At 54.6% G+C, this 24,590-nt stretch carries 18 protein-coding genes; 10 read left to right on the plus strand and 8 right to left on the minus strand.

Translation table 11 applies throughout. The features are described 5' to 3' along the window. The first annotated feature begins 86 nt into the window (after positions 1-86). Entirely contained in the window at positions 87-809 is a 723-nt protein-coding gene (locus RUDLU_RS0121395; protein WP_019990479.1) for a YebC/PmpR family DNA-binding transcriptional regulator, read from the plus strand. A gap of 177 nt (positions 810-986) precedes the next feature. Here RUDLU_RS0121395 and RUDLU_RS0121400 read toward each other — a convergent pair whose 3' ends face one another. The 4 genes from RUDLU_RS0121400 to kduI are packed head-to-tail and all read right to left on the minus strand — an operon-like array spanning position 987 to position 7,677. Next, a complete protein-coding gene (locus RUDLU_RS0121400) occupies positions 987-2,426 on the minus strand; it encodes a RagB/SusD family nutrient uptake outer membrane protein (protein ID WP_019990480.1) in 1,440 nt (479 codons plus the stop codon). Between the two features lie 20 nt (positions 2,427-2,446). Beyond that, positions 2,447-5,590, minus strand: a complete 3,144-nt coding sequence (locus RUDLU_RS0121405; protein WP_019990481.1) for a SusC/RagA family TonB-linked outer membrane protein — start codon at positions 5,588-5,590, stop codon at positions 2,447-2,449. A gap of 45 nt (positions 5,591-5,635) precedes the next feature. After that, positions 5,636-6,829, minus strand: a complete 1,194-nt coding sequence (locus tag RUDLU_RS0121410; protein WP_019990482.1) for a glycoside hydrolase family 88 protein — start codon at positions 6,827-6,829, stop codon at positions 5,636-5,638. Further along, entirely contained in the window at positions 6,826-7,677 is an 852-nt protein-coding gene (kduI, locus tag RUDLU_RS0121415) for a 5-dehydro-4-deoxy-D-glucuronate isomerase (RefSeq protein WP_019990483.1), read from the minus strand. Before kduI ends, RUDLU_RS0121410 begins: the two co-directional genes overlap by 4 nt. A 421-nt stretch (positions 7,678-8,098) precedes the next feature. On the opposite strand from kduI, the gene RUDLU_RS0121420 reads away from it, so the two are divergent. From RUDLU_RS0121420 to RUDLU_RS0121455, 8 genes are all read left to right on the plus strand, one after another. Next, positions 8,099-9,136 (plus strand): LacI family DNA-binding transcriptional regulator, encoded by a 1,038-nt coding sequence (locus RUDLU_RS0121420; protein ID WP_019990484.1) that lies wholly within the window; start codon positions 8,099-8,101, stop codon positions 9,134-9,136. Between the two features lie 486 nt (positions 9,137-9,622). Then, entirely contained in the window at positions 9,623-10,093 is a 471-nt protein-coding gene (locus RUDLU_RS0121425) for an Lrp/AsnC ligand binding domain-containing protein (RefSeq protein ID WP_019990485.1), read from the plus strand. A gap of 137 nt (positions 10,094-10,230) precedes the next feature. Beyond that, complete coding sequence (sufB, locus tag RUDLU_RS0121430) at positions 10,231-11,706, plus strand: Fe-S cluster assembly protein SufB (RefSeq protein WP_019990486.1); 1,476 nt, start codon at positions 10,231-10,233, stop codon at positions 11,704-11,706. 257 nt (positions 11,707-11,963) lie between these two features. Beyond that, the gene (locus RUDLU_RS0121435; RefSeq protein ID WP_019990487.1) at positions 11,964-13,439 is read left to right on the plus strand and encodes a CotH kinase family protein; all 1,476 of its coding nucleotides are present in this window, start codon (positions 11,964-11,966) and stop codon (positions 13,437-13,439) included. A gap of 68 nt (positions 13,440-13,507) precedes the next feature. Further along, a complete protein-coding gene (locus RUDLU_RS0121440; protein WP_019990488.1) occupies positions 13,508-14,341 on the plus strand; it encodes a polyphosphate polymerase domain-containing protein in 834 nt (277 codons plus the stop codon). A 49-nt stretch (positions 14,342-14,390) separates the two neighbouring features. Continuing rightward, a complete protein-coding gene (locus RUDLU_RS0121445; RefSeq protein ID WP_157580337.1) occupies positions 14,391-15,062 on the plus strand; it encodes a DUF4956 domain-containing protein in 672 nt (223 codons plus the stop codon). Then, complete coding sequence (locus tag RUDLU_RS0121450) at positions 15,010-15,744, plus strand: DUF2490 domain-containing protein (RefSeq protein ID WP_157580340.1); 735 nt, start codon at positions 15,010-15,012, stop codon at positions 15,742-15,744. Before RUDLU_RS0121445 ends, RUDLU_RS0121450 begins: the two co-directional genes overlap by 53 nt. Before the next feature lie 131 nt (positions 15,745-15,875). Beyond that, entirely contained in the window at positions 15,876-16,715 is an 840-nt protein-coding gene (locus tag RUDLU_RS0121455; RefSeq protein ID WP_019990491.1) for an SMP-30/gluconolactonase/LRE family protein, read from the plus strand. Between the two features lie 235 nt (positions 16,716-16,950). On the opposite strand, the gene RUDLU_RS0121460 is transcribed toward RUDLU_RS0121455, so the two are convergent. The 3 genes from RUDLU_RS0121460 to RUDLU_RS0121470 form a co-directional block, all read right to left on the minus strand. Then, positions 16,951-18,675: a tetratricopeptide repeat protein gene (locus RUDLU_RS0121460; RefSeq protein WP_019990492.1), complete on the minus strand. Its 1,725-nt coding sequence runs from the start codon at positions 18,673-18,675 to the stop codon at positions 16,951-16,953. A 109-nt stretch (positions 18,676-18,784) separates the two neighbouring features. Then, positions 18,785-18,979, minus strand: a complete 195-nt coding sequence (locus RUDLU_RS0121465; RefSeq protein WP_019990493.1) for a hypothetical protein — start codon at positions 18,977-18,979, stop codon at positions 18,785-18,787. Between the two features lie 131 nt (positions 18,980-19,110). Continuing rightward, the gene (locus RUDLU_RS0121470; protein ID WP_027303279.1) at positions 19,111-19,788 is read right to left on the minus strand and encodes a winged helix-turn-helix domain-containing protein; all 678 of its coding nucleotides are present in this window, start codon (positions 19,786-19,788) and stop codon (positions 19,111-19,113) included. 252 nt (positions 19,789-20,040) lie between these two features. On the opposite strand from RUDLU_RS0121470, the gene ileS reads away from it, so the two are divergent. After that, on the plus strand, positions 20,041-23,502 hold the full coding sequence (gene ileS / locus RUDLU_RS0121475; RefSeq protein WP_019990495.1) for an isoleucine--tRNA ligase: 3,462 nt from the start codon (positions 20,041-20,043) through the stop codon (positions 23,500-23,502). A gap of 89 nt (positions 23,503-23,591) precedes the next feature. Here the strand turns inward: ileS and RUDLU_RS0121480 are convergent, their stop codons facing one another. Then, positions 23,592-24,506: a metallophosphoesterase family protein gene (locus tag RUDLU_RS0121480; RefSeq protein ID WP_027303280.1), complete on the minus strand. Its 915-nt coding sequence runs from the start codon at positions 24,504-24,506 to the stop codon at positions 23,592-23,594. Between the last annotated feature and the right edge of the window lie 84 nt (positions 24,507-24,590).

Raw genomic sequence — 24,590 nt, forward strand, 5'->3', positions numbered from 1 at the left:
GTCTTCAGTTTTCAGTTTGGCGTACGCATCAAAACCGCTTCGCGCAACTGAAAACTGAAGACTGAAAACTGCAAACTTTAAAAATAATGGGACGCGCGTTTGAATACCGGAAAGCCCGGAAAATGAAACGGTGGGGGCAAATGGCTAAGACCTTCACCCGCATTGGTAAAGACATCGTGATGGCGGTGAAAAGCGGTGGCCCCGACCCCGACACCAACGGCCGACTACGGGCGATCATTCAGAATGCCAAGGCCGCCAACATGCCCAAAGAAAATGTGGAGCGGGCCATCAAGAAGGCTTCTTCAAAAGAGCAGGAGGATTACAAAGAAATCACCTACGAAGGATACGCACCCCACGGTATTGCCATTGTAATTGAAACAGCGACCGATAACCATAACCGGACTGTAGCCAACATTCGGAGCTATTTCAGCAAGTGCGGGGGGAGCCTCGGCACCAGCGGTATGACCGACTTTATGTTCGACCGGAAGAGTGTGTTTCGGATTGCCGCCGACGATAGCGTGGACACCGAAGAACTCGAACTGGAACTGATCGACGTGGGTGGTGACGAAATCGAATTCGACGAAGAAAACGGCCAACTGGTAATCTACGGCGAGTTTACGGCGTTTGGCAGCATCCAGAAATTCCTCGAAGGCAAAGGCTACGAAATCAAAGGGGCCGAGTTTCAGCGTATCCCCAACGATACGAAGGAGCTAACCGAAGAACAGGTGGCCGATGTAGAGAAACTGCTCGAAAAAATCGAAGAGGACGACGACGTGCAGAACGTGTACCACAATATGAAAGAAGAATAGCTTCTGGAGGGTTCATAGTTTTTGGTTTGTCGTTTCTGGTTGTAGAAAGTTTGCTGTCTGCGTACAGCCTTTGTGCAGCTAACACCAGAAACTAAAAACCATAAACCAAAAACCATAAATAGCAACGCCCCCGCCGATTTCTCGGCGGGGGCGTTGCTATTTATGGCGAGCCCCGGCTTAGTAATTCGGGTTTTGCGTCAGGTTTGGGTTCAGGTCGATTTCGCGCTGCGGAATCGGGAACAGGTTATGTTTTTCCTGCACGTTTTCTTTCCCCTTTGCCTTCAACACACTCACCAGACGGCCCGTGCGTACCAGATCAAACCAGCGTTGGCCTTCGGCGTTGAACTCCCACCGGCGCTCGTCGTAGAGACGTTGCCGGAATCCTTCTTTACCCAAAGCAGCCGTGAAGTCGACCGGCGAGGTAGCGTTGAGTCCGAATCCAAAGGCCCGCCGACGAATCGGATTGGCTGCGTTGAGAGCTAATGCCGTGGGACCGTTCAGCTCGTTTTCGGCTTCGGCAAACATCAGTAAGACATCGGCGTACCGGATAATCGGGAAGTTGTTGTTGGCGTCGCCAAATGCCCGCGCCGAGGGGTCCTGGTATTTATTGAAATGCTGGAACGTGTTGACCGTACGGCCCCCGCCATCTACATACGAGTTGATGAATAACTCACGCCGTTTGTCGGTTGGGTCGAAGCTGTTGTAGAACTCCGTAGTCGGGAAAAATGACCCGAAGCCCCGACCCGTAACGGGTGAGTTTTCGGGCGCGAAGTACGTAACCATACCGCTACCCTGGCCGGTGCCCTGCCCCACAAACTGAATCTCGAAGACCGACTCCCGGCCGTTTTTGTTCGAAATAGCAAAGGCATCGGCGTACCGGTCGAACAGGCCATAGCCGTACTTGGCCGCGTTGTCGATTACCTCTTTCGACTTGGTCCGGGCGTTGGTGAAGTCTTTCCGTTGCAGGTACACCTTAGCCAGCATGGCCTTGGCCGAGCCCGCCGTTGCGCGACCGAGATCGGCCCCGGTAAACCGGTCGGGGAGCGCCGTTTCGGCATCGGTCAGGTCTTTGATGATCTGCGCGTACACCTCGTCGGCCGTAGCCCGCTTCACATCGCGGCCATCGGCCAATGATTTGGTTTCGGTCAGCATTAAGGGCACGCCACCCCACCAGCGAACGAGGTAGAAGTAGTAGAACGCCCGCATGAATTTGGCCTCGCCCACGAGCCGTTTTTTCAGGTTTTCGTCCATCTGAATTCCCGGAATCCGCTCAATGGCCGTGTTGGCCCGGTTTACGCCCTGGTACAGAATCTGCCACGACTGGGCCACAATACCGTTGGTTGGGATGGTCTGAAAACTCCAGATCTGAATCCGGTCGGCGTTGTTGAGCAGCAGGTTCATATCGTCGGACGGAATGTCGCCCATGATAATGAAGTTCCGACTCTGATCGCCAATCTGGTTGGCAACGTCGTACACGGCATTGACGGCCGCTACAGCATCGCCGGCGCTGGTGTAAAAGTTTACGGGAGCCAGTGCCGAGGGGGGCGTTTCTTCCAGTGAGCAGGCCGACAAGCCCAGCACCAGCAGAGACGAATAAAGAATATGGTTGATTTTCATGGTTTTTCGCAGATGAAAGATTAGAAGCCAAGTACTAAGCCGCCGAGGAAAATCCGGCTACCGGGGTAGCTGCCGTAGTCGGTGCCCTGGCTCAGGGTGTTCTGCCCAAACCGGTTCACCTCCGGATCGAAGCCCGTGTAGTTGGTAAACGTCAGCAGGTTCTGCGCGCTCACGTACACTTTTACGTTGTTCATTTTCACCTTCCGGCTAATGGTCTGGGGCAGGGTGTACGAGAAGTTCACGTTTTTCACCCGCAGGTACGAGCCGTCTTCAATCTGGCGGTCCGAAATCACGTAGGCGTTACCCACAGCATTGGCGCGCGGCATAGTCGTGCTGGGGTTGGTGGGCGTCCAGCGGTCGAGTACCCGGCGCGACTGGTTGCTCACACCCGTCAGCGACTCCAACTCAAACCGGTTGATGTTGAAGATGCTGTTGCCGTAGGTGCCCTGCATGAAAATGCTCAGCTCAAACCCTTTGTACGAGAACGTGTTGGTCAGACCACCGAAAAACTTCGGTTGGGCATACCCCAGAATCACGCGGTCGCTCTGGTTGATTACGCCGTTGCCATCCTGGTCCACATAGCGAATGTCGCCGGGGCGGGCCGTTTTCTGCGCCGATGCATCAACCTCGGCCTGATTCTGGAAGATACCGTTTGACCGCAGACCGAAGAACAAGCCCACTTGCTCACCTACCCGTACCAGACCCGAGTTGGGTAGCTGAAGGTGTCCGCTCGACTCACCCGCCGGAAACTCACGCTGGCTACCCAGATCGAGTACTTTGTTGCGGTTGCCGGCAATGTTGAACGACGTGGTCCAACGGAAAGCGCCCGTCGTATTCACCGAGTTGATCCCCAGTTCGACACCCCGGTTGCGGATACTGCCGAGGTTTTGCAGGGCCGATGCATAGCCCGATACAAACGGCAGGGGTACCGACAGCAGCAGGTCGGTCGTTTTCTTGTCGTACACGTCGGCGGTCAGGGTCAGACGATTGTTCCATAGACCCAAATCCACCCCGATATTGGCTTGTGCGGTGGTTTCCCAGCGCAGGTCGGGGTTGGCTACCCGCGTAGGCCCGATCCCGATGGCTACCGTATTGTTGAAGTTGGCGTTTTGGGTGCCGAGCGTTGCCAGCGACTGGTACTGACCAATTTCCTGGTTACCGCTCAAGCCGTAGCTCACGCGCAGTTTCAGATCATTCAGCACGGGGTTGCCTTTCAGGAAGTCTTCTTCCGACAAACGCCACGCTACCGAACCCGATGGGAACACGGCCCACTTGTTGCCCGTCCCGAACCGCGACGAACCGTCGGCCCGTACGGTAGCCGTTACCAGATACTTACCGGCATAGTCGTAGTTGACCCGGCCGATGTATGAGTTCAATTGCCAGAGGGCCGCCGACGAGGCCGGAATGAGCGGGGTAGAGGCTCCGCCGAGGTTGTAGAACGTCAGGTTGTCGTTGGCAAAGCCCTGCGACACCGCCCGCACGCTCTCAAACCGGTTGCCCTGCATGGTGTAGCCCGCCAGCAACGTCACGTTGTGAATCGAGTTAAACGTTTTGTTGTAGGTCAACGTGTTTTCGTTCAGCCAGTTACTGGTCTGGTTGTTCTGAATGGCACCCTGACCGCCCAGCTGCGCGCCCGAAGCCGTGAGCCGTGAGATGTAGAAGCTGTTTTTGCTGTAATTGATGTCGGTACCGAAGCTCGTACGGAACGTCAGGCCCGGAATAATTCGGTAATCAACAAATACATTGCCCAGCAAACGGGTGCCTACGGTCTGGTTTGACGTACCGAGGGCCTGAGCCACCGGTGAGCCGATCTGAATCCTGCCCGGTGTGTTGAACACCACGAGCGTACCGTCGGGGTTGTACACCGGTTGCGTGGGCGAGAAGTTCAGAGCCGAGTACACCACGGTCGCTCCGTTGCCACCATCGGCATCGGTAGGTACGGCAAATGTCCGGGTACGCACCAGATTGAGGTTGGTACCGAGACTGAATTTGTCGTTCAGCTTGTGGTCGAAATTGAACCGCAGCGAGCCCCGGTCGAACTTTGAATTGATGATAACCCCCTGCTGATCGAAGTAGTTACCCGATACGGCGTAGCGGGTTTTGTCGTTACCGCCTGAGGCTGTCAGTTGGTAATTCTGCATCGGCGCGGCCCGGAAAATCTCGTTTTGCCAGTTGGTGCCTTCACCGAATCCGGCAATCTGTTCGTTGGTAAACACAGGCTGCCGCCCGGCATTAGTCTGCGCTTCATTGACCAACTGAGCGTACTCAGTCGCGTTGAGCATCGGAATCTGCCGACGCACGTTCTGCACTCCATAATACGAGTCGAATTCGATGCGGTTCTGGCCCGCCTTACCGCGTTTGGTGGTGATCAGTACCACCCCGTTTGCCCCCCGTGAGCCGTAAATAGCTGTGGCCGAGGCATCTTTTAGAATCTCCATCGACTCAATGTCGTTGGGGTTCAGGTTGGGGCCGTTTTCGTTGTACACCGGAAATCCGTCGATCACGTACAGCGGTTCGTTGCCAGCGTTGATGGAGTTGCCACCCCGTACGCGGATGCTTACCCCACCGCCCGGCGCGTTGGAGGCCTGCGTTACGAATACGCCCGGCGCGCGGCCCTGCAGGGCCTGTCCAACGCCCGTGACGGGTACCGCCCGAATCTCTTTGGCCGTTACCGAAGCCACCGAGCCCGTAATATCGCTCTTGCGCTGGGTACCGTAACCCACCACGACTACTTCGCTCAGATTCTGCTCATCGGACACCAGCTGCACATTGAACGATTGGCGGTTGCCTACCGTAATCTCCTGCCGGGCGTACCCAACAAAGCTGAACACCAGTACGGCATCGGGACCGGGCACCGAAATCTGAAACTTACCGGTATTGTCGGTAGTGGTACCACGGTTAGTGCCGCGCAGTGTTACGCTGACACCCGGCAGGCCTTCGCCTTTCTCGTCGGTTACGCGGCCCGAAACGCCCTGATCGGCCACGGCGACCAAAATAGGCCGTTCGGGGCGGGCCAGGCTAAGGCCGGGAATCATCAGGGCCACCAGCAGGGCAGAGCCGCACACCAGCCGCTTTACGCCCGGAGGACTGGCGAGTCCCGGACTGGCGAGTCCCGGCAGGCGATTCTCCTGGGTCGAGGGTGTTGAATGTTTTGGGGTTCTCATAGAAGTTAGTAGCAAAATAGGTTGTGTGAATTCAGAGGGGTTGAGTTACGATTTCTGGCCGCCTTTCTTGCGGAGGGCATCGTACCGAAGCAGTGCCTCCAGGTAGTAATAATCGGCGTACACCAGCGGGGTATTTATTTCGCTGTTGCCGGGTTTGTGGCCTACGCTATGCTTCAGAATAAAGTGGTTGTTTTCACCCAGGTTAGCCCGGTAAGCAGGTGTCGAAAGGCTTTGCAGCATCTGCTCGGCGTTTTTGAAATAGGTTTTAGCCGATGGGCCACCATACGTGCTTAGTTCAAGCAGGGCTGCGGCCGTAATGGCACCCGCTGAGGCATCGCGTTCCTCGCCCGGCCGGTCAAAGTCCCAGTACGGAATCTTGTCGGCGGGCATATTTTTGTGGTTGAGCATGAAGTTGGCAATGCGCCGGGCGTGGTCGAGGTACTTCTTGTCTTTGGTTTCGCGGTACATCACCGTGTAACCGTACAGACCCCATGCCTGTCCCCGCGACCAGGCCGATTCGTCTTCAGCACCCTGGTGGGTTTTCTTCGCTTCTACTTTGCCGCCATCGCCGTACAGGATTACGTGGTAGCTGCTGGCATCGGGCCGGTAATGATTTTTGAGGGTATTGTCGGCATGAGTTACCGATAGGTTGTACAGGTCTTTGTTCCCCGACTCCCGGGCCGCCCAGAACAAAAACTCCAGGTTCATCATGTTGTCGATAATAACCGGATACTCATACCGCTTACCGGCGCGGTCTTTGAAACCCTCCCACGACTTAATGACGCCGTAATCGGGCCGGAACCGGGTCGCCAGCGACTTAGCCCCGGTGAGCATGATCGGCTTGTAGGCCGGGTTTTTGGTGAGCCGATAGCCATTGCCGAACGGGCAGTAGAGCATAAAGCCGAGGTCGTGCGTGCGGGTATTGTACTGCTCCTTAGCCACGGCCATAGTCCATTTGTGGGCGGCCTCTTTCCACTTGGGGTCGCCGGTTTGCTCGAACAGATACCAAAGCGAGCCGCCAAAAAAGCCGCTGCACCACCAGTCCGACTTCATGTCGCGGGGAGTACCGTCGGGGTTGGTCGATTGGGGGAACCGCGTCGTGTCGGGGTGGCTACGGAGCATCCCTTCGTATTGTTTGGCGGCAAAGGCAAACGCGCCTTTTACATCCACGGGGGCTTGCGCAAACGAGAGGTTAGCCAGCAATAAGCCGACCATCAAAAAACGGAAACGAAACGTCATTTTAGTTCAGAAATAGGGGTAAAATCCATGTCAGTAAAATCCATATTCTCGCCCGCCATGCCCCAAATGAAGGAGTACGACGAGGTACCACAACCCGAATGAATCGACCAGGGCGGAGACAGTACCGCCTGGTGATTGGCCACCACAAGGTGCCGGGTTTGCTGGGGAGGGCCCATCAGGTGAAACACCCTGTGGTCGGGGTGCAGGTCAAAATAGCAGTACACTTCCATCCGGCGGTCGTGCGTGTGGGCGGGCATCGTGTTCCAGACAGACCCCGGCTCCAGCACCGTAAGGCCCATCACGAGTTGACAACTCGTAAGTCCGCCCGCATGAATGTATTTGTAAATGGTGCGCTCGTTGGCTGTTTCGCGGGCGCCCAGTCGGGTTGGGTTGGCGTCTTCCTTAGCCAGTTTGGCCGTTGGGTAAGCGTGGTGAGCCGGGGCCGACATCAGAAAGAACCGGGCCGGGGTGGCCGGGTCGTCGCTCCGAAACTGCACCGATTGGCTGCCTTGCCCCACGTACAGCCCGTCGAGCGTATTCAGGGCGTATGGTTCACCATCCACTGTTACTGAGCCCGCACCTCCTACGTTGATGACGCCCAGCTCGCGCCGTTTCAGGAAAAACTCGGTTTTGAGGTTCTCGTAGGGTGGCAGTTCAACGGCTTCGAGCAGAGGCATGGCTCCGCCTGTAATGACGCGGTCGTAATGGGTGTACACCAACTGAATCTCGTCGGCTTCAAACAGCGATTCGATCAGAAATTGCTCACGCAGATTTTCGGTACCCAGTTGGGCCATCTCGGTCACAGCAATTGCCTGGCGTATCGGTAACGAAAGCGTTTTGGTCAGCATAAAGTAAGCAAGGTTGAGGCTCGTTGCCCGTTGCAGCTAAACGGCCTGTTTGTGAGGTTAATACCGGCTCGGTATGCTGTCAGTGTGCTACGTATGGGGTGTGGCTTATTGGAAAAGTGAAAATCCGATTGCCAGCTACCCATAAAAGCTCACCTTTTTTTACATACCGGCCGAATGCCTATTCCTTAGACGTTGCCTTGAAATTATAGGCCTTTTTGAAGCCTGTCAAGTGCGGAAATACCTACGTAAGCCGTTTTTTCAATGCAAACGTTGCCGCAAACGTTTGCGGGAAATAATTATTTTTTGATAACTTTAAACTTTAGCAATACGCAAACATTTTCGAACGAAACGAGTATAGCGCTGGAATAGCGTCTTTCTTAATTGGCTAATATTTGAAAAGTTACATTTTAACTCGATTTTTATGAAGGCTACGCCCGTTACGATCAAAGACATAGCCCGGTCGCTGAATATTTCAATTTCAACCGTGTCGCGTGCGTTGCGGGGTATGCCCGAAATTCACCCTGATACCCGAAGCGCTGTCATGCGGCTGGCCGAAGAGCTCGACTATCAGCCCAATCAGTTGGCTAAGAGCCTGCTGAAGAGCCGCACCCGGACCATCGGGGTCATTGTTCCCAATCTGAGTTACCATTTTTTTGCGGCTGTACTCAACAGCATTGAGGATGCCGCCATGCGGGCGGGCTATAGTGTACTCGTTGGCCAAACGCAGGAGTCGTATTTGCGCGAAAAAACGACTCTCGAAAACCTGCTCCGTAGTCAGGTCGAAGGGATTATTATGTCGCTTTCGCGCGATACCGATCATTACGAGCATGTAGAGCGCCTAATCCGGCGAAACATTCCGCTCGTACTGTTTGACCGGCACGCCGAGGGAATCGATGTTTCGAAAGTGATTGTTGATAATTATCAGGCCGCATTTGGGGCCACCGAGCACCTGATTGAGCAGGGGTGTAGCCGGATTGGGTTTCTGGCAGGCCCCCCGCATCTGCTGTTGAGCAATCAGCGAATTGCCGGGTATCGCGATGCCCTGCTTCGGCATCAGTTACCCGTGTCGGATCGGCACATTTTCCATTGCGATTACACGCAGGAAAGCACCGTGATGCAAACGTTGTCGATCACCAATCTCTCCGAACCGCTCGATGGGTTGGTGGTAATCAGCGATCGGGTGGCCTATCCGGCCTTGTACATTATGAAACAACGGGGTGTGCGGGTGCCGGAAGATTTGGCCGTAGTGAGTTTCAACAACGAGCCGGTATCAGCATTTTTCTCGCCGGGCTTATCGAGTGTGAACCAACCCATTAACGAGATCGGACTCGAATCGGTACGGCTGCTGTTGGCGCAGATTGAAGCCCCCGATGGCGAGGTTCCCCGCCAAACACAGGTGATGCCCACGCAACTGATTGTGCGGGAGTCGTCGCAGCGGAAAGGGGTAATAGGAAGTTAAGAATTGGGTATAAAAAAACAACACCGACCTCAAGTATGGGTCGGTGTGTCGAATTACACTTCATCAACAAACTAAAAACCAATCGAATCGTTTAGAGCGATTGAAGAGCCACATCGGCGGTCTCATTCGCCATTACGATCATGCTGTAGGAGGGGGACTCGAACCACCCACGGTGCGGTTAGCCATAGTACAACTCTGGTGGTCAACCCCAGTCGCTCCGAAGAGCGGCATTATGCTACGTTTATCCCGTTATCACCACCCCCGAGACAGGAGGGCACGTCTGCCAATTTCGACATCCTACAGTGTTAAAGAGCAATTTGTCAAATTCTACCCCGTTGACCCGGCGTTGTTTGATTAACTTGACATTGCAAAGGTAAGGCAGCTTTTCTATTCATTGCAAATATTTTATCAAAATTTCTTAAAATTTACATTTCATTCAAAAAAAACATACTTTTGTTTAAATCCATCAAATATCACATTTCTGAAATGGACAAAAATTTAGAAATTGATAACACCGATCTAAAAATACTCTCCCTGCTCATGCAGGATGCCAATATGCCGTACACCGAAATCGGGAAGCGGATCTACGTGTCGGGCGGTACGGTGCACGTGCGTATGAAGAAAATGGAGCAGATGGGCATTGTGCGTGGCTCGCAGCTGGTGATCGATTACACCAAGCTCGGTTGGGACATCAGCGCCTTTCTGGGTATTTACTTAGACAAAAGTTCGCTGTATGCTGAAGTGGCCGAGCAGCTGATGAAAATTCCGGAAGTGGTAAATATTCACTACACAACCGGGATCTACAGCATCTTTGCCCGGATCGTTTGCCGCGATACCACCCACCTACGCGAAGTGCTGCACGACAAGATTCAGAAGGTACAGGGCATTCAGCGGACTGAAACGTTTATCTCGCTCGAAGAAAGCGTAAACCGGTCGATTCCGCTGGATGAAGACTAAAAGACGGTTGCAAATAGCGCGCTCTGGTCGACAAACCACAAAGTTTCTGTGATTTGCGAACTATACCGGAACGGGGCCGTTTAGTAAATTGTTACTTTTGTGCATTGGTTCGGCAGTAACCGCATCACAAACACCTTATGAGCAAAGAAGTTGAACTCTTAGAGAGCATCACCAATTCGGAATACAAGTACGGGTTTGAGACCCTGATCGAAGCGGATGAGGCTCCTCAAGGCTTAGACGAAGATATTGTACGGTTTATTTCTGCGAAGAAAAACGAACCCGAGTGGCTCCTTGAGTGGCGTCTGAAGGCGTTCCGGCAGTGGCAGGAAATGACCGAGCCCCATTGGCCTAATGTCAAATATCCCAAAATTGACTATCAGGCCATCAAGTACTATTCGGCCCCGAAGCAAAAGAAAACCGTTAACTCACTCGACGAGATTGACCCCGAACTGCTCGACACGTTCAAGCGGCTCGGTATCTCGCTCAACGAGCAGAAGCGGCTGGCGGGTGTGGTTGAACAGGAAGGCGACCGGCCTCCGGTGGCGGTTGATGCCGTCATGGACTCGGTATCGGTAGCGACCACGTTCAAGAAAGACCTGGCCGAGCGGGGTATTATTTTCTCGTCTATTTCTGAAGCCGTTCAGGAGCATCCCGAACTGGTGAAAAAATATTTAGGGTCGGTAGTACCGCCTAAAGACAATTATTTCGCGGCCCTCAACGCGGCTGTCTTCTCCGATGGCTCGTTCTGCTACATCCCGAAAGGGGTGCGGTGCCCCATGGAACTGTCGACCTACTTCCGTATTAATGCGGCCGGTACGGGGCAGTTTGAGCGGACCCTGATTGTAGCCGACGAAGGATCGTACGTAAGCTATCTGGAAGGCTGTACGGCCCCCATGCGCGACGAGAATCAGTTGCACGCTGCGGTGGTTGAGCTGGTGGCCCATGCCGATGCCGAGATCAAGTACTCGACGGTGCAGAACTGGTACCCTGGTGACAAAGAAGGTCGCGGTGGTATTTACAATTTCGTAACCAAGCGGGGTATCTGCGACGGTGCTAACTCGAAAATCTCGTGGACGCAGGTTGAAACCGGTTCGGCTATTACCTGGAAATACCCCTCGGTTATCCTGAAAGGTGATAACTCGATTGGCGAATTCTATTCGGTAGCCGTTACGAACAACATGCAGCAGGCCGATACAGGTACCAAAATGGTGCATATTGGCAAGAACACAAAAAGCCGGATTGTGTCGAAAGGAATTTCGGCGGGTAAGAGCCAAAACTCGTACCGGGGTCTGGTTGAGGTGATGAAGCGGGCCGAAAATGCTCGGAACTTCTCGCAGTGCGACTCGCTGCTGCTGGGTGACAAGTGCGGAGCGCACACGTTCCCGTACATCGAAGTGAAAAACCCATCGGCCACGGTTGAGCACGAAGCCACTACCTCGAAGATCGGTGAGGATCAGCTATTCTACTGCAACCAACGGGGCATCCCGACGGAGCAGGCCGTAGCCCTGATTATCAACGGGTATGCGAAGGAAGTCTTGAATCAGCTGCCAATGGAATTTGCGGTTGAAGCACAGAAACTGTTAGAAATTAGCCTGGAAGGTTCGGTTGGGTAAAACCCCGATCGCTCGCGATATAAGCCCTCTGTGTCAGCAAGATGCAGAGGGCTTTTTGTTGGGTTACGTTCGTCATGGGGGAGGAGTACTTTAGGGGAGGTGTACCTTCCGGGATACATCAGTATTCATCTTTGGAATAGAATTGGTCGGCACAACTGGGTCTTAGATCGACACATCCGTATAAATACGCAGGGGCAGGCAACAACGGTGGGGTACAGGTGCGTACAGCTGAATGACACCCGTATAAAGCCTGAACCATGAACTCGTTTCGCTATCTCACTCTCTGTCTGATTGTTGGAGCAACTGTTAGTTGCAAGACCCCCGACGAGCTTACCCCCTCTGGAAATTCGGCTTCATCGAACCCCGACTGGACCGAAGCCTCACACGGCAAAAGCGCCGAGCCTAATTATGCGGTGGTTTTCCCGCAGGACAAAGTCAATACGCTTGAGATTACCATGACAGCCGCCGAATGGCAATCCATTCAGGCTGATATGACGACCAAATTTGGAGGGGCGTTTGGAGCTGGCGGTACAACCGCCGGTGCTGGGGGCGGAGGTATGCCCCCCGGTGGAGGGGCGCCCGGAGCGGGAGGTGCCGGGCAGTTCGGCACGGCCGACCCGGCCTACATTGCTTTGCCGGTACGGTTTAACGGGAAGCTGTACGAAAAAGTAGGTTTTCGGCTCAAGGGCAATTCGAGTTTGTCGTCATCGTGGCGGACGGGGGTTTATAAGCTACCGTTTCGGCTGAAAATGGATCATTTTGAGGACACCAACCCTGAAGTTAAAGATCAACGCCTGTACGGTTTTAAGGAATTGAGCATGTCTCCGGGCTACAGTGATAACTCGTTGATCCGGGAAAAGGTAGTTGCCGATGTGTTTCGCATGGCTGGGATTCCGGCAGCCCGTACAGCGTTTTACAAAGTGTATATTGACTTTGGGGCGGGTAAAAAGTATTGCGGAGTGTACACCATGGTGGAGGTGATCGACGATACGATGGTCGAGAATCAGTTCGGCGAGGATAAAGGGAATATTTACAAGCCCGAATCGACCTTTCAGACGTTTCTGGCAACCCAGTTTGAGAAGAAAAATAACGAAACTGCGGCCGACTACACCGACGTACAGGCGTTTGTTACGGCCCTAAATGCCACCAATCGCACAACCGACGCGGCCACCTGGCGCACCAATCTGGAGAAAACCTTTAACGTAGATCATTACCTGAAGTTTCTGGCGGTAAACAACACGATTGTTAATTGGGATACGTACGGGGCCATCGCTCACAACTATTATCTCTATAATGCCCCCACCAAAAAGCTGACCTGGATTCCGTGGGATCATAACATGTCGATGACCAACACGGTAGGGGGCGGGGCTGCGCCCGGCGGTGGAGCACAACCGGGCGGTGGGGCTGGCGGGGGCCGAAGTGCCGTGTCGCTGGCTATGACCGAGGTGGGTACAGGCTGGCCGCTGCTTCGCTTTGTGGCCGCCGACCCCGTGTACTATGCTCGCTACAAAGAGTATGTTCGGCAGTTTGCCCAGTCGGTGTTTACCCCGGCCAACATGAATACGCTTTTCGACAAATACCACACCTTGATTATGCCTTACGTGACCGGTACTGAAACTGAACAAAAGCCGTACTCGCATCTTGCCAGTGCGGCCAGTTTTACGAGTGCCCTGACCGAGATCAAAGCGCATGTGGTGTCGCGGAATCAGGCCGTTGTTGAGTTTTTGAAGTAGCGTTTTTCTTTAGGCGGTTAAGCGCTCTGATTTGGCTGTACCCTGCATTTTCTATAACCCTGCACCTGATGGTATCTACACGGCGGCACGATACGCCCGGCATCGGCCGGCTCGACGCGCTAGCGTACCGGTTTGAACCAATTACGTTGGCTCAAATGGAGCACGTTCGGCTGATGAACCGGACCGACACCAAATACTGGCTATCGGCACCGGAGTTACCAGTCATTCTGGACGCGTTGCGGGCCGATTACCGCTGGCTGCACATCGATAACCACCCCTGCTGCTCATACGAAACCATGTATTACGACACGCCCGACCTGCGCCTGTACCACGATCATCAGGCCGGGCGGCCCAAGCGCTACAAGGTTCGGCAACGCTGGTACGTAGAGTCGGATGTGGCGTTTACAGAGGTGAAGCACAAGAGCCACAAACGACGTACGCACAAGAGCCGGATTCCGTTTGGCGGAGGTTTTATGCCGGATAACGGGGCCTTTGGGACATCGTACCGGTTTGGACTCGATGCTGATAGCCAGGGGTTTGTGGCGGGGCAAACCGCCGGGGCAATCCGGCCGCTAAACCCCAGTGAGCTACTGCCCGTGTTGTGGGTGGGTTATACCCGCCTGACGCTCGTACATCGGGTGTCGGCTGAGCGGCTTACGCTCGATCTGAACCTGTCGTTCCGAAACCACCGGGCCGAAACGAGTTTCTCGCAACTTGTGATTGCCGAAGTAAAGCAGGATGCCCGGCAGGCGTCGCCTTTTGTCGATCTGATGCGGGACGAACACCGGCGGCCGGGTGGACTGAGCAAGTACTGCCTGGGTATGTTGAGTCTGAATCCGGATCTGAAGCATAATCGGTTTAAGCCCCGACTTAAACAACTACAACCTTATTTGAGTGCCTGAACTGTTAGCTAAGCTACTCAAATACTGCTATTTGTAAATTAATTGACCCATGTGCATCGCGCAAGTTTTATCTGATCCTGAGTGGTCACAAAGTCTGTTTGCCTGGACCGGCATATCGGGAGCCCTGTTGACCCGGCTGCTTATCGATCTGGCAACGGTTGGTGTGCTCATTGGGCTCGTGTATTACCGAATCTACCGGAAAACGGACCTGTTTCTGACTTTCTTTGGCTTTAACCTGATCATTTTCCTCATTACCCACCTGCTCAACGAGGTGCAGTTGTCCATGGGGGCCGCCTTTGGGTTGTTTGCCGTGTTTTCGATGCTGCGGTATCGGACTGAGGGGCTTACGGCTAAAGACATGACATACCTGTTCATCGTGATTTCACTCGGTTTAATCTCGGCCGTGATTCGCGGGGGCATGGGGCAGTTGCTGTTGCTCAATGCCCTCATTCTGGGTTGCGTGTACGGGTTAGAGAGTGGTCGGCTGATCCGGCGCGAGTGGAGCAAACCGGTACACTACGACCGGCTCGACCTCTTACAGCCCTCGCTCCGCCCGGAGTTACTCCACGACCTGCGTGCCCGAACCGGTCTGCCCGTGCACCGGGTCGATATTCAGGAGTTTGATCTGCTCAAAGATTGCGTTAAAATCACCGTTTACTATTATCAGGATGCTACAACCCTCACGTCTGTGGCGGCCCCGGCCGACTCAATGGCTCGTTAACGGAGTGCTGATTATCAGCTGTTTGCTTACCGTTCCGGTGTTTGCCCAACAGGAGAGCCTGGGCCTCTGGACGGGCCTGGCTACCGATGTTCGGCTCACTAAACGACTGACGCTTAATGCCAACGCCCAAATTCGGTTTAGTGATAACGTGCAGGTCACGCGGGCGTACCTGGGTGAGTTGGGCGTATCGTACAAGATCAACAAGCACTGGGAGGTAGCGGGGTATTACCGGTACACGGGCCGCCTGAAAAAAAACAAAGAAACCGATACGTATTATTACCGACCGTATCACCGCTTTTATGCTGAAGTCTCGTATGAGCAAAAACTGGGGCGGAGGCTGGAACTGGACTACCGGCTTCGGTATCAGAATCAGTTCAAAGACGACAACGACGCCGTGGTGGCCGATGGTAGTTACCTGCGTAATAAACTGGGGCTATCGTACCGCACCGGCACCCGGATTACCCCTTTCGTGTCGGCCGATGTGTTCTACCGGCTGGGTAGTTCCTTCGATCAGGTTCGGTACAAAGCCGGGGTGCAGGTGCAACTGGCCAAAGCGCATAGTGTTGATCTGTCGTTGTTTAAGGATGTGGAGTTGAACCATAGTGGCGAGGGGAGCGGGCCTATCATTGGGGTTACGTACAAGCTTAAGCTGGGGCGGATTGGCTCGAAGTCGAAAAACTGAGCGTCTCAAAAAAGAAGCGGTTTGGGTACATCGCATCCAAAGAGGGCGTTAATTTGGCAGCCGGTTAGGCAGCGGGTCAGTATAAACACTCGTTGCCCAACCGGCGTTGTCTTGATTAATCCGCTTACACTATGCCCAAACCAACCATAACCACTCTGTATCCGCATCAACATACCCTCGGCGAGGGGGCTTTTTGGCATCAGCCCACCGAACAGCTCTGGTGGGTAGATATTCTGCAAAAACGAATTTATGCGTCCGACGCGGCTGGCCAGAACCTCCGTACCTGGCACATGCCCGAACTCGTGGGCTTTGCGCTCCCCCGACCCGACGGCCGCTTTTGGGTGGGACTCCAATCGGGGCTGCACATCGCCGATCTGCTCGACGGGGGCGAGTCGCGCCTTGAACGGGTCGATACGTTGACGCACCCCGACGGCGAGGTTCGGTTCAATGATGCGTGTCTGGGACCAGATGGGTCGCTGTACGCCAGCACGATGGCGATGGATGCCGAGTCGGTGCTGGGCAAAATTGTGCATTATAGCCTCGACGGTACCCATACCTTGATTGCCGACAGCTTTGTGATTGGTAACGGGCCGCTTTGGCACCCGCAACTGGGCTTGCTGATGGTTGAAACGGTTGGACACGAAGGACGACCGAAAGGCATCTATCTGGCCCAAACAGAAAGCCCCGAAACTAACTGGCTGGCCTGGCCCTGGGACTCGTCGCCCGATGGTATCTCAACCGACGGGGCGGGGAATATATGGGTAGGGGGGTACGGGGGGCATGTGATCCGGCAGTTCTCAACCTCAGGTGATCTGCTGCGGGCCATTGACCTCCCCGCCCTGAACCCGACCAAGGTGGCCGTACACCCCGACGGGCGGCTGTTTGTGACAACAGCGGGCGAAAACGTGACCGATGCACAACGGGCGCAATACCCGCTTACCGGCCAGTTGCTTGTCGTTGAGGGAATTTAAGCCGTTTTAGCCTGATAGAGTGCAAAAAGGGGAGAATGTCTGGTTCCAGATATTCTCCCCTTTTTGCACTCATTAGACTTACCATGCGCCTATGCAAAACGCACGAGAACCTACACACAAATCTTCTTCAGTGAGTGAATAATGTAAAATGAATTATTAGATTACCTGCTGGCAATCAGCCATTCCATTGTACATTGTACACTGTTCATTATACATTTAATTCTGCTCGACTACCTTACTGCGCATCGGCTTCGGTGGCCGGGCCGTCCGAAATCTTGGCTAAATCCTTGTTTTCGGGGAGCATGGCCAGCCCTTTCTTCAACCATTCGGCGCGGGCGCTTGCATCTTTGGTAACCAGCTCGTGGTACGAAATCAGGTATTTGAAGGCCAGCGCCAGATCATTCTTGTACCGTTTCTGGTCTTCTTCCTTGCCTTCGATCATGCTGATAAACTTCTCGAAATGCTCCCTGGCTTTTCCGTTCGTTACGGCCTCCTGTGGTGCATAGGCATAGTAATTGGCCTTAGCCCGGTAAAGCACCGTGGGTGCATAATCGGGAGAGCCTGCCTGCGCCAGAGCCAGGGCCGAGTCGGCTTTGGCAAACCGGACTGTGTCGCGCTGAAGTTTACCCAGGCTGTCGCGCCCGAAACCGAGCATGTAATTGCTCATGCCGTACCGAAACAAATCCTGCATATCAGCTTTGAACCCGTGCGCAATCGACGAGTCGAGGGCAGCTACGGCCTGCGCGTGCTTTTTGGTTCGGTAATAATACTTGGCAATGTCGCTGTACAGGTTCTCGCTTGTATCGGCCGGGGCCGCCCGTTCCAGAAACGTAATCCCCAGCGAATCATCCTCGGCCGACTCGGTGGTCAGGTACGCACGGCCCAGGTACTTGAAATCGTCGGGCATCGACTTTTCGGGGGCTTTTTGCAGGAATGTCTGCAAACTCTCGATGGCTTTTTCGGGCTGTTTCAGCGACGAGTACGCCCAGCCCTCAATCCGGTGAATGATCGGGTTTTGGCCGAGGGCAGCCCGGTTTTGGTTAATCACATCGACGGCTTTCTGGAAATCATTGGCCAGAAAATGAAATTGCGCCGACCGCAGCAGCATCTCGGGCCGGTTGTCGCCCGCTACCTGAATATACTGATCGGTGTAGTTGGCGGCCTCTTTGTACTTGTTAACCAGATAGTAAAGCTCGGCCAGCTGCCGGTAGGCCGGCGCGTATTGGGGGTTGGCTTCAACCGCCTTTTTGTAATTCTCAACGGCCAGATTGAGGTTGCGGCCCTGCCAGTAAATGTCGCCCATCCGCTGATACACCCGCGACGGGTTCATACCCAGTTCGAGGGCACTCTCGTAGCGCGATACGGCCGTTCCGGCGTCCTTATTCAGATAGTAGGCATCGCCGAGGGTCAGTTGGATGTCGGCGTTTTTCTTGTCGCGCTCGGCGGCCCGGTTCAGAAAATCAATCGCTTTGGCCGGGTTAGCGGTCTGGTAACGAGGTTTAAACGAGCCCTCTTCGGTAGTCAGGTAGCCCGTGTAGGCTTCGCCGATTCGGTGCAGAATAGACGCGTTTTTGCCTTTGCTCCGGTCGATAACCGCCTTGATTTGAGCGTCGGCCTGAGCCGTATTTTTCTGAACCAGATACGTGATGGCTACACCGGTTTGGTTGAGGGGTACGCGTTTCTCGTCCATAGGTACCCCTTTTTCAAACCAAATCCGGGCCGAGTCGGGCTGACCGGCCCGCAGGTATCCATAGCCCGCATCAAAATACGTTTGCATAGAGGGCGTAGCCTGTGCCGCCTGCCGCAGCAGGTTTTTGGCTTCGGCATACCGACCCAGACTCAGCAGCGTAGTGGCATCGGTTGTGGGCTTTGGCGTGGGAGGTGTCTGGGCAGATGCAACGGCCGGGAGCAGGAAGCCCGCCATCGCCGTGCACACCGCGGTTTTGATGTTCGTTTTCATAGGTAAGTTGAGTAAAGTAAGGCAGTTGCCTGTGGGGCAACTACGTGCAAGTACATAAACAAAGCTGAGAAGGAACTTAAGTGCGGCTTAGAATCTGCTTAGAGGGCTTTTAAAGCGGTGAATTGATCCACCAAAGTATAAGCAGCGACAGCAGCACAAACCCGGTCATAAGTACCAGTAGCCAATCGGTCTGCCGGGGTGGTTTGCCATTGGGCGGGTGTTCGGCTCCGCCCGACTGGTGCTGAGAGGGCAGCTCGCCCGGCTTAACCAGACGAACCGCTCGAAGTGGTTTGTGTTGACTCATGAGAAAAATGCATGATTGAGCGAATTTTTCTACAAAGAGCGCCAACAGACCTTAGAAGAAAATGAATACGAACTTAGAATTTGCTTAGAGGGAATTAGGCATTCCCAGCCAGAGAGCTTGCTCTTGCCGAGCTATTCTTCTTTGAAAACGTACCCCATGCCAAACTGAGTATGAATGAGTTTGGTCGGGAAGTCACGGTCGATCTTCTTCCGCAGATAATTGATGTACACCTCCACGATGTTGGTACCCGAGTCGAAGTTGATGTCCCAAACGTGCTCGGCAATTTGCGGTTTCGAGAGTACCCGTCCCTGATTGCGCATCAGAAACTCCAGCAGGGCAAACTCGCGGGCGGTCAGCTCAATAGGCTGCCCGTCGCGCGTGACGGTTTTGGCGTCGAGGTTCATTTCAAGCCCACCGTAGCGGAGCGTTTGGGCTGTCATGGCAACGGGCGAGCCACGCCGGGTCATGGAGCGAACCCGCGCCAGCAGCTCGGCAAACTGAAACGGCTTGGTCAGGTACTGATCGGCCCCGGCATCGAACCCCAGAATTTTGTCGTCGGTTTCGCCCAGCGCCGTCAGGAGCATAATGGGTGTCCCGATGCCCTCGGCCCGCAGTTGCTGACACAGCTGGAGGCCGTTCAGGCCGGGAATAATCACATCGACAATAATGGCTGCGTAGCTATTCTTAAGCGCCAGCCGTTTGGCAATAATCCCATCGTAGGCAATATCGACCTCAAACTGACTCTCTTCCAGCCCTTGCTGAATCGCCTGTGCGGTTTTGGGCTCGTCTTCGACCAAAAGGATTTTCATGGTTGTGCGTGGGGTAGCGTACCGCAATAACGCACAGAAGGCCCGGTTTGTGGGCAAAGGTTAGCGAAAGAGTGGGGCAGGCTGGTAAAGTGGCCGACGCGTTAAGCCTAAAAAAATGAGCGTAAATCCGCTCAACCTGTGTCATTCACGAGCCATCAATCCTGCATCCTCCACCAAAAAAGCCGTATCTTTGCGGTTATTTTACCGAACGGAGACCGAGTTACAACCGGCCGTGCGGTTAATTCCTCAAGCATGGCGCAGTATAAACAATACGAATCCCTCAATTACGCCCATATCGCGGCTGAGGTGTTGCAGCATTGGAAACAAACCAACGCATTTGAAGAGTCCGTGCGCGTCCGCGAAGGTCGACCCACGTTTACCTTTTATGAGGGGCCGCCCTCGGCCAACGGAGCGCCGGGGATTCACCACGTGATGGCCCGGACCATCAAGGATATATTTTGCCGCTACAAAACCTTGCAGGGCTTCCAGGTGAAGCGCAAGGGTGGTTGGGATACCCACGGCCTGCCCATTGAGTTGCAGGTTGAAAAAGAACTGGGCATCACCAAGGAAGATATCGGTAAGTCGATTTCGGTAGAGGAGTACAACCAACGCTGCCGCGAAACGGTGATGCGGTTTACCGATCAGTGGAACAACCTCACCGAGAAAATGGGCTACTGGGTTGACCTGGAAAACCCGTACGTAACCTACGAGAACGACTACATCGAGTCGGTCTGGAACCTGCTGAAGCGGCTTTACGACAAAGACCTGCTGTACAAAGGCTACACCATTCAGCCGTTTTCGCCCAAGGCGGGCACGGGCCTCAGCTCGCACGAGCTGAACATGCCCGGCACCTACCGCGATGTGCGCGACACGACCATTGTGGCCATGTTCAAGGTGAAACCGACCGGTAAATCGGGGTTTCTGTTTTTCGACTCCAATGATGCCGATGTGCATGTGCTGGCCTGGACAACCACCCCCTGGACCCTGCCCGCCAACTCGGCGCTGACCGTCGGGGCCAACATTGATTATGTTCTGGTCAAAACCTTCAACCCGTACACGCACAGGCTGGTGCACGTGATTCTGGCGAAGGCGCTGGTGGGTCGTTGGCTCAACGAAAAAGGTCGCGTGGAAGACCCGGCCAATACGTCGGCTTTTGATGCGTACCTGCCCAACGACAAGGTGATTCCCTGGGCAGTGATTTCGGAGTTCAAGGGCCAACACCTCGAAGGTATCGAGTACGAGCAACTGCTGCCCTATGTGCAGCCCGAAGCGCCCGCTTTTAAGGTTATTCTGGGCGATTTCGTCACCACCGAAGATGGTACCGGGGTTGTACATACCTCGCCCACATTCGGGGCCGATGACTTCCGGGTGGCACAAGCCAACGGAATCCCGGCCATTATGGTGAAAGATGAGTTTGGCAAAGAGGTGCCCATTGTAGATCGGCAGGGCCGGTTTGTGCCGGAGGTTACCGATTTCGCGGGTCGTTACGTCAAAGAAGAATACTACTCCGACGCGGAGCGGGCCGATCCTGAGTTCCGCCCGACGGATGTGCTCATCGCCATCAAGCTGAAGGAGGAGGGCAAGGCGTTCCGGGTCGAAAAATACGAACACCCGTACCCGCACTGCTGGCGGACCGACAAGCCGATTCTGTACTACCCGCTCGATAGCTGGTTTATCCGCACAACGGCCTTGAAAGACCGGCTCGTGGAGCTGAACAAGACCATCAACTGGAATCCCGAAAGCACCGGTACGGGCCGCTTTGGCAACTGGCTCGAAAACCTTGTCGACTGGAACCTGAGCCGCAGCCGCTATTGGGGCACCCCGCTGCCAATCTGGCGCAGCGAAAACGGACAGGATGAGGTGTGCATCGGGTCAGTAGAGGAGTTGGTGACCATGAGCGAACGGGCGAATGCGCGAATGAGTGAGTGGGTCGCTCAGGGTAAGACAGAGTATCAGGCGTACATTGATAAAAACAACGCTTTTCTGGCGGCTAAGGCGGGCGGTACCTTCGACCTCCACCGGCCGTACTCCGACGAGATTTACCTCGTTTCGGAATCAGGTCAACTGATGCAGCGTGAGCCCGACCTGATCGACGTGTGGTTCGACTCGGGGGCGATGCCCTACGCGCAGTGGCATTGGCCGTTTGAAAATCAGGATGTGTTCAGCGAGTCGTTTCCGGCCGATTTTATCTCGGAGGGTGTCGACCAAACACGCGGCTGGTTCTTTACGCTGCACGCCATTTCGGTGCTTCTGTTCGACTCAGTGGCGTTCAAAAATGTGGTTTCGACGGGTCTGGTGCTCGACAAAAACGGCAACAAAATGTCGAAGCGGCTGGGCAACGCGATTGATCCGTTCCAGACCCTCGACACGTACGGAGCCGATGCAACGCGCTGGTACATGATTACCAACGCCGAGCCCTGGGATAACCTCAAGTTCAACATTGATGGGATCGGGGAGGTACAACGGCGGTTCTTCGGAACGCTGTTCAATACCTACAATTTCTTTGCCCTGTATGCCAATATCGATGGCTATCAGATCAATCAGTTTAACCGGATTCCGCGCGAGCAATTGCCGGAGCTGGACCGCTGGATTCTGTCGAAGCTGAACACGATGGTGGCCGAGGTAACCGAAGCCTTCGAGAGCTACAACCCCACCAAAGCGGGCCGACTGGTGCAGGATTTTGTGTGCGATCAATTGTCGAACTGGTACGTACGGCTCTCGCGCCGGCGTTTCTGGCAAACAGCCGATGCGACTGACAAACAGGCGGCTTACGAAACCCTACAGCACTGCCTGGCGGTGGTGGCACAGATGATGTCGCCCATTGCGCCGTTCTTTGCTGACTGGCTCTACCACAACCTGACAGACGGGGTGCGCGAAGAGTCGAAGGAGAAAAACACCCCGTTCCAGTACGATTCGGTGCACTTTACCAATTGGTGCCCGGTTGAAACCGACTGGATTGATTCGGATCTGGAAGCGTCGATGGAGCTGGCGCAACAGGTGTCGTCGCTTGTTCACTCGCTGCGGAAAGGCCATAAGCTGAAAGTACGCCAGCCATTGAGCCGGGTGCTGATTCCGGTTCTGAACGCCCAAACCCGTCGGCAGATTGAGCACGTGGCCCCACTCATTCAGTCGGAGGTTAACGTGAAAGCCGTCGAATTTGTGGATGATGCGTCGGGTATCCTGAAAAAGAAAGTGAAGCCCAACTTTAAGGCGCTCGGTCCGCGCTTTGGCAAGCAGATGAAAGACGTAGCGGCTACCATTACGGCCATGACCGAGGCCGAACTGAAGCAACTGGAAACGGCCGGTGCGCTGCACCTCAACGGGTTCGATCTGCAACTGACCGACGTGGAAATTCTGACCGAAGATATTCCCGGATGGCTGGTAGCGAGCGAAGGTGGTTTGACGGTGGCCCTCGATGTCAACGTAACCGACGAACTCCGCCGGGAGGGTATCGCCCGCGACTTTGTGAACCGGATTCAGAACCTGCGCAAAGACCGCGACTTCGACGTGACCGACAAAATCAGCATCGTACTGGAGCGCAACAACGACGTATTGGCCGAGGCTATCGAAGCCAATCAGGAGTACATTCGGCAGGAGGTGCAAGCCTTGAAACTTGATCTGGTTGCGGGTCTCAACGGCGACGCGGCCCGCCCCGAATTTGCCGAGATCGAAATGGATGAGTTTACGCTCCGGCTCGTGGTTGAGAAGGAGTAATGAACGTACAACGAAGCGGTGCTTCGTTGGGTCGACAGGCCAAAACATTGGCTTAACAGCCCAACGAAGCACCGCTTCGTTGTACGTTTTCAGTACGTAACATACGTTCGCTCGGCGGTGCCGTCGTCGTATAAATCGAGCAGGGCGTAACCGCGCCGGGTGCCGCGAAACGTTTTCGACTGCCACCAATTACCCGAAACGGCCCCATTGCACAGGTGATTCACGCCCGCATACTGCACGTCATCGAGTACGTGCCGGTGGCCACTCAGGCAGGTTTTCAGGTTTGGGTACTGCCCGAAAAGCCCCACTAAGGTCGGGGCATCGGTATGCATGGCCCCATCCGGAATAATCCATTGGCTCGGGGCTGTGTCCGACAGTTCATTCCCGATGCGGCCGCTAATGATAGGCACGTGCGAGAGCACCAGAATCGGGGTTTGGGTACCCGTTTTTTTCAAATCGGCCCGCAGCCAGTCGAGTTGTTCATCGTCGAGGTGGGTCGAGTACCAGCCGCCGGTTTTTTTCGGTTGAATACTGTCGAGGATGATAAAATGCCAGCCGTTGCGGTCGAAACTCCGGTAACGGTGGCTAAACAACAGCTGCTCCTGCGCCCAGTTTTTGCCCGCGAGTGGGTCGTTTACTGATTCTTCGTGCGCCCACACATCGTGATTACCCAAACAATGCTCCACCGGCAGCGAGCATTCGGCCCGGAGTACGGTTTGCCAGGCTTCCCATTGTCGCCGGGTGTCGCGCCGGTTTCGCGATACCGAATCCATAATCGAATCGCCCCCGTTTAGAATCAGGGATGGTTTATCGGTCTGGTTCTGAATGTGATGCAGACATTGGGCCAGGCCTTTCATCGGCTTTCTGCGGGGCATCAGATGCGTATCACCGAGATAAGCAATGCGGGTAAGTCGCCTGCGTTGAGAGGGGAGTGCGTGGGTTACGTCCGGAAAAGACAGCCATGGTAGGAGGGTGGCCGCCTTCAACAAATCGCGTCGGTTCATAGTCAGGTTGTATGCTCGCTTCTTAAAACGCACGAACCGGGCTCAAGGCTTCAAAAATTATTTTGTACCTGGCCATAAAGCCAC

Source organism: Rudanella lutea DSM 19387 (assembly GCF_000383955.1).
Classification (GTDB): Bacteria; Bacteroidota; Bacteroidia; order Cytophagales; family Spirosomataceae; genus Rudanella; species Rudanella lutea.